The 6,393-nt window shown below is 39.8% G+C and carries 6 protein-coding genes; 3 read left to right on the top strand and 3 right to left on the bottom strand.

Annotation, left to right across the window (positions count from 1 at the left end; translation table 11 throughout):
- Positions 1 to 41: 41 nt before the first annotated feature.
- The 3 genes from ybaK to AB5Z52_RS15470 form a co-directional block, all read right to left on the bottom strand.
- A complete protein-coding gene (ybaK, locus tag AB5Z52_RS15480; protein ID WP_003127835.1) occupies positions 42 to 533 on the bottom strand; it encodes a Cys-tRNA(Pro) deacylase in 492 nt (163 codons plus the stop codon).
- Positions 534 to 662: 129 nt separating this feature from the next.
- Positions 663 to 1,424 carry a type I 3-dehydroquinate dehydratase gene (aroD, locus tag AB5Z52_RS15475; protein ID WP_003127834.1) on the bottom strand — a complete coding sequence of 254 codons (762 nt, stop codon included), beginning with the start codon at positions 1,422 to 1,424 and terminating at the stop codon, positions 663 to 665.
- Positions 1,425 to 1,429: 5 nt separating this feature from the next.
- Positions 1,430 to 2,599 (bottom strand): class I SAM-dependent rRNA methyltransferase, encoded by a 1,170-nt coding sequence (locus AB5Z52_RS15470; RefSeq protein WP_368243864.1) that lies wholly within the window; start codon positions 2,597 to 2,599, stop codon positions 1,430 to 1,432.
- A gap of 239 nt (positions 2,600 to 2,838) precedes the next feature.
- Between AB5Z52_RS15470 and AB5Z52_RS15465 the strand changes: the two genes are divergently transcribed.
- From AB5Z52_RS15465 to AB5Z52_RS15455, 3 genes are all read left to right on the top strand, one after another.
- On the top strand, positions 2,839 to 4,920 hold the full coding sequence (locus AB5Z52_RS15465) for an LTA synthase family protein (protein ID WP_096710962.1): 2,082 nt from the start codon (positions 2,839 to 2,841) through the stop codon (positions 4,918 to 4,920).
- A 156-nt stretch (positions 4,921 to 5,076) separates the two neighbouring features.
- The gene (locus AB5Z52_RS15460; RefSeq protein WP_123866918.1) at positions 5,077 to 5,817 is read left to right on the top strand and encodes a hypothetical protein; all 741 of its coding nucleotides are present in this window, start codon (positions 5,077 to 5,079) and stop codon (positions 5,815 to 5,817) included.
- Entirely contained in the window at positions 5,793 to 6,266 is a 474-nt protein-coding gene (locus tag AB5Z52_RS15455; protein ID WP_021149538.1) for a hypothetical protein, read from the top strand. Before AB5Z52_RS15460 ends, AB5Z52_RS15455 begins: the two co-directional genes overlap by 25 nt.
- Positions 6,267 to 6,393 lie beyond the last annotated feature (127 nt).

The following is a 6,393-nucleotide window of genomic DNA, read 5'->3' as shown; positions in this document are numbered from 1 at the left end:
CTACTACAAGGCAGCGGCTCTGTTGTTTTGTCTGTTCCTGTTTAGCCAACTTCAGAAATAGCAGTCAGCGAGACAAACTGTCCGCGGACTAATTTGCTCAAATCTGTTGGAGACAGTCCTATTTGTAAACCACGCTTTCCTGCTGAGATGATGATTTCTTCCAAATGTCGCGCACTTTCATCAATATAGGTTGGAAAGAGTTTCTTCATGCCGATCGGTGAACATCCACCGCGAATATACCCTGTGGTCTCTTCTAGGTCTCTTAAGTGCAACATTTCTACTTTTTTGTTGCCGCTGGCTTTAGCAATTTTCTTCAAATCTAATTCGTGATCTCCAGGGATGACTGCGACGATGGGACCCGTTTTATTGCCAACTGCTACCAGCGTTTTATAGATGGCTTCTGGATGAGCGATTTGCTGAGCAACAGACCCTGCATCCAAATGATCTTCTGACCATTCGTACGTATATTCCTGATAGGAGAGTTTCTTTTGTTCTACCATCCGAATCGCATTTGTTTTTTTTACTTTTGCCATGACGCATTCCTCATTTATCCAAACTTCTGGTTCTTTCTTTACAACTTCAATTTTAAGAGTCTCATTTAAGACTGCTCGAAACTATAGGACTAGTCTGTCCCATTTTTTTCTGTTTATGTTCCCGATTGTTTAATTTTTCATTGTTTCGATTGAAAACTCAGCTAAATAATCTTTCATCCGCTCCACTGGAATCTGACCAGGGGCAGAAGCTTGATCCAGCGCAGCAAAAGTCATGACTGAATCGATCAGACTACCACTGACGCGGCTGATTTTGCCTAGATTTCCCATTGACATGACTGCTAAAGGTAATTGATTGAATCCCCGCGCTTTATTGATAATGCCCATCAAACGCAAAACGTCCTGCACATTGTGAGGCATCATTGCTAGTTTTCCGATATCAGCGCCAAATTGATTCATAATCCCGATTTTTAAGATCAACACAGCATCTTCTGGTGTTTTGTCGAAATCGTGACTACTTAACACCAATTTCACTTGATGTTCTTTGATTTTCTGAATAAAGTTTCTGCCTAAAAACTCAGCTTTTTCCAGTTCTATATCAATCATATCGATCAATCCAGATTCTGCAACGCCTAGACATAAATGTTTATATTGTGTCAAAGTGAAAGAGATTTGTCCCCCTTCTTCGATGGTTCGAAACGTAAACAGAAAAACTTTTGATTTTAGAGTGGTCCGAACGTGAGAAAGTACATCCAGAACGTCGGATAAACTATCGACTTTTTTATAATAATCAGCCCGCCACTCAATGATCTCTGCATCCGAAGTTTCTGCGGCTAGGGCTTGCTTGATAATCTCCTCATTAGTTGTTCCGGTCAGCGGCACACAAATGCGCGGGTGCTTGCCATCCAACTCGATTGACTTTACTTGAACCATCCGTCTCACTCCTTTTTGATTTGGTAAAAGAATACTTTTAAGTAATTCCCTTCTAAAAAGTTAGGATCAACTGCAAAATCACTTGGTAGTCGATATTCTTGTATACATTGATATGTGACTTGTGCCTGATCCATTGCTTCTTCGATCATTTGTTGAAACTTCTTTTGGGAAAGGTTGGCAGCATTCGTGGAAGCAATCAACAAGCCTTCCTCGTTCATAATCGCCAAACTATCCGTAACCAGTTCACCATAATTTTTTGCGACAGAAAAGACTTTTTTCTTGTTGCGGGCAAAACTAGGCGGATCTAAAATGATCATATCAAAGGTCAGCTCTTTTTTCTTAGCATACTTAAAATAGCCAAAAACATCCATCACATGAATCTTCTGTTTTTCTGGATCAAAGCCATTGATTGCAAACTGCTCTTTGGTCTTCTCCAAACTGCGCTTGGCAAGATCAACACTCGTTGTCTTTGTCGCACCGCCCATCGCAGCTGCAACAGAAAAAGCACCGGTATAACTAAACATATTGAGCACTGTCATGCCTGCTGACAGCCCTTCGGCGAGTTGTCCGCGTACTTCCTTTTGATCAAGGAAAATCCCGGTCATCAGTCCCTCATTAAGATAGGTAGCATAGTGAACGCCATTTTCTTTCACAATCAGCGGTTCGGGCGCCTCCTCTCCATAGACGGCTGCTGATTCTGGCAGATCAGAGTCAAAGCGGATTTTTTCAACCGCTCCTTTGACTTCTGGAAAAACTTGTTGGAACGCTTGGATCAATAGAGATTTATTTTGGTACAATGTTTCGTTATACCAAGAAAATACGGCAAATTCTCGATAGAGATCAATCGTTAATCCACCTAAGTGGTCACCTTCTCCATTAACGATACGAAAAGCATCTGTTTCTTCGCTGGCATAGTAAGCACTTCTTTTGGCTTTGGCTTTTGCAAAAGCTGCTTCAAAAAAGTCCTTGTTGATCGGACGATCTTCAAAAGCCAATACCCAGCCGATGCCTTTATTCTGTTTCCCTAAATAGCCGGTTCCGACAATTTTCCCTTGCGAATCGACAAAAGAGACCCAATCCTGTGTATCTTTGACTTGCAGGAGATCATCTTCTTGGATCAATGGGTTTTTTTTATGGATTTTTTTGATTCCTTTTTTGCTTAAATTCATTTTCATCGTTTATCTGCTCCATTCATTCTATTGATAAGTATAGCAAAAACCTGTTTCTTTGTCTGTATTCTTGAAAGTAAAGAAATACTTAATTCCGCACCACGACAGGGAATTCGATTGACACTGTTTCGATGGACTAGTAGAATATAGGATGATGTAAATTCGAATCTTATTCGTTTAAGCTGGAAAGAGAGAGGAAGATTCCCTTGAAAAAAAATAGAGTATCCACTTTTGTGAATACAAGAATGGGCTTTTTTTTCATATTGGCCCTATTATTTTGGTTAAAAAATATCTTTGCTTATTTGGTGGACTTCCACCTTGGGATTGAAAGCACTGTGCAATACTTCATCTTATTTATCAATCCAATCGCAACAACTTTATTTTTACTTTCGATCGCACTGTATGTGAGACGAACAAAAGCAGCCTATATCACCATGATCGCCATCTATTTCTTGATGACACTGCTACTGTTCTCAAATGTCAGTTATTATCGAGAGTTCACGGATTTCATTACCATCAATACGATGCTTGGTGCCGGAAAAGTTGCTAGTGGTCTGGGAGAAAGTGCGATTCGTCTTTTCAGACCTTACGATTTATTGTACTTCGTGGACTTCGTCATTTTGATTGCCGCTCTCGTTATGAAGAAAATCAAAATGGATCAGCGTCCCGTTAAAGCTCGGATGGCTTTTGCTATTTCAACATTGGCAGTAATGATCTTCTCAGGAAATTTATTCTTAGCCGAAGCAGATCGTCCAGAATTATTGACTAGAACTTTTTCTCGTGATTACCTGGTCAAATATTTAGGGATCAATGCATTTACTGTTTATGATGGTGTGCAGACGTATCAAGCTTCTCAAGTTCGAGCAGAAGCTAGTCCCAATGATATGAACGAAGTCGAAAGTTATGTCAAGCAGCATTATGCAGAACCTAATGACGACATGTTCGGGATCGCTAAAGGAAAAAATGTCATTTATGTCCATTTAGAAAGTACACAACAATTTCTGATCGATTATAAATTAAAAGATGAGAATGGCGTAGAACATGAAGTGATGCCATTCATTAATCGTTTGTATCATAGTAAAAGCACATTTAGCTTTGATAATTTCTTCCATCAAGTCAAAGCTGGAAAAACCAGTGACGCGGAAACACTTTTTGAGAATTCACTCTTTGGTTTGAATCAAGGGGCTCTCTTCACGCAACTTGGCGGGAAGAATACCTTTGAAGCAGCACCAGATATTTTAGGACAAACACAAGGCTACACATCAGCCGTTTTTCACGGAAACACTGGTACCTTCTGGAACCGAAACGAGACTTACAAACGCTTTGGCTATGATTACTTCTTCGACGCTTCTTACTATGATGTCAACGAAGATAACTCATTCCAATATGGGTTGCATGACAAACCGTTTTTTGAACAATCAGCGCAATACTTGGAACGGTTGCAACAACCATTTTACGCCAAATTTATTGCTGTCTCTAATCACTACCCATACTCTGAATTTACCAATGATGAAGGTGGCTTCCCGTTAGCAACAACTTCTGATGAAACGATCAACGGGTACTTTGCTACTGCCAACTACTTGGATCGAGCAGTTGAAGAATTCTTCAACTACTTGAAAGAATCTGGTTTGTATGATAATTCTGTGATCGTCTTATACGGTGACCACTACGGTATTTCAAATTCGCGAAACAAAAACTTAGCAGAATTGCTTGGTAAAGATAGCGCTAGCTGGTCTAATTTTGATAATGCAGCCTTACAGCGTGTCCCTTACATGATCCATATTCCTGGACAATCGAAGGGCGGAATCAATCATACGTACGGTGGTCAAGTGGATGCTTTACCAACCTTACTTCATCTGTTAGGTGTAGATACTTCGAAATATATCCAATTAGGTCAAGATTTGTTCTCGAAACAAAACGAACAGCTCGTTGCATTTAGAGACGGTGACTTTGTTACACCAGAGTATACTTATTACGGAGGCGTCCTTTACAGTAACAGTACTGGCATGGCGATCCCAAGTCCTTCTGCAAGCTTACAAAAGCAAGTGGATGAATGGAAAGCCAAAGTTGATAAACAACTGTCGGTCTCTGATCAAATTAATAATGGAGATCTGTTGCGCTTCTATGCGAAAAGCGGATTGAAAGAAGTCGATCCAGATAACTATGATTACAAAAATTCCTTACAAAAATTGAGTGCCAAAGAAAAAGAACTCGGTGCCGATTCAACGAGTGTCTTCTCAAAAAATGGTGAGAAATCGACCGTCGATTTGTATCATACGAAGACCTATAAAGAATACGAAGAAATGGTCAAAGAGACCGATAAATAAGCTTCAATCAAAAGTACCGCTAGCGTTTGATCGCTCGCGGTACTTTTTTGCACAAAAAATCAAGAAGTCTCCGCTGACTTTCTTTTTTTTGTACAAGAACTTCATACTTTATTCAAACTCCCCTTTTATACTAGATAGTAGAATGAGGTGAATTGAATGAAAACTTTTCGTTTTGCTGTAGCCAGCATTCATTATCATAAAAAAGCATTGATCCTCTATGGATTGTTGACCTTTTTTGCCGTGATTGGTTTAATCATTAGTGATACTCTGCTCCACTCATTGAACCAATTATTTACACAAGCCAAAGATTATTTGATTGGCGAAGAAATGCCGGCAAAAATCGCACAAGAGATCCAAACGATTGCATCTATTTATCAGAATCTTTTTCTGTTGATCTTCATCAGTTTCCTATTGGTTTTCACAGGTTTCATTATTTTTTACCAACGAATGAAAAGAAAGGAATTTCAGGCATGGCTGATGAGCGGAGCTTCCTCGCGGCAATGGGTAGGAATGCAGCTCTTGGAAGTCCTCCTGCCACTGCTTGCAATCATCGTCCTCGTCTTTGCATTGCTGATTCTATTTCAGCCTTTCTTTCAACGAGAAATGATTACCAGTCATATCACAACTTTCGACAGAGAAGATGCCTCCTTGCAGATTTGGCAGTCGGTCAATAGCCAAACAACAGCGGATTTCGGCATTACGATTCCACAAACAAGCCAAGCATTCATTCAGAATGTTGAATTGAACAGCAATGAATGGTTGTCAATGATTCTAAAAAGTTTACGCCAAACCTTTGTCCTACTCGTTGGTTCAGTCTCAATCATTACGTTAGTCGTCGTCACCAGCCACTGTTTTTATTGGAGGAATCAGCAATGGAAAAACCAAAAAATCAACTAAACATCCCAGGTCTTTTCTATCTTGCAGCCAATGACCTTGCTGCGAAAGAGACGTTGGCACACTTTCTGCAAACTAACCAAGCGGTTACCATCGAGCCAAAATGGCAGTATGTCCCCTTTCTATCATTGAAAGATAATCTTTCCTTAGCCAATAAAAAAGAAAAACCTTTGGAAGAGCTGTTAACTGCCGTTCATTTAGAACCGACTTTTTTGAAAAGATCCTTAGATGAACTCACTTCTTTAGAAGAAGTTAAAGTACAATTGTTACTGGCACTTTTATTGGAAAAACCGGTCATAGTTTTAGAGACTCTTTCAAAAAATTTACATACCGCCGACATCCAAGCCCTTCTGCCTTTATGCAGTCAACTAGCAAAACAATTTCAGCTATCGATCTATTTAATGAATGAAGATGAACGCTTGGCTCATACCCCCTATATCACAAAACAATGAGACTTTTCTATTTTATAGGTACACAAAAAGGAAACCATCGATGACGATGGTTTCAGACTGTAGACAAAAGCTGTTCCAAACTCGTAACTCGAGCTTGGAACAGCTTTTTATCTACTTCGTTTCGAAT

The organism is Enterococcus sp. RTP21361st1_A6_RTP21361_211029 (assembly GCF_040910045.1).
GTDB classification, from domain to species: Bacteria; Bacillota; Bacilli; order Lactobacillales; family Enterococcaceae; genus Enterococcus_D; species Enterococcus_D gallinarum.
This window is presented reverse-complemented; position numbering and strand designations above follow the sequence as displayed.

What these genes read in the sequence shown, in the direction of transcription:
- aroD (WP_003127834.1), bottom strand. Translation starts at nt 1,424, where the DNA reads ATGGTTCAAGTAAAGTCAATCGAGTTGGATGGCAAGCACCCGCGCATT.
- AB5Z52_RS15455 (WP_021149538.1), top strand. Translation starts at nt 5,793, where the DNA reads ATGGAAAAACCAAAAAATCAACTAAACATCCCAGGTCTTTTCTATCTT.
- AB5Z52_RS15460 (WP_123866918.1), top strand. Translation starts at nt 5,077, where the DNA reads ATGAAAACTTTTCGTTTTGCTGTAGCCAGCATTCATTATCATAAAAAA.
- ybaK (WP_003127835.1), bottom strand. Translation starts at nt 533, where the DNA reads ATGGCAAAAGTAAAAAAAACAAATGCGATTCGGATGGTAGAACAAAAG.
- AB5Z52_RS15465 (WP_096710962.1), top strand. Translation starts at nt 2,839, where the DNA reads ATGGGCTTTTTTTTCATATTGGCCCTATTATTTTGGTTAAAAAATATC.
- AB5Z52_RS15470 (WP_368243864.1), bottom strand. Translation starts at nt 2,599, where the DNA reads ATGAAAATGAATTTAAGCAAAAAAGGAATCAAAAAAATCCATAAAAAA.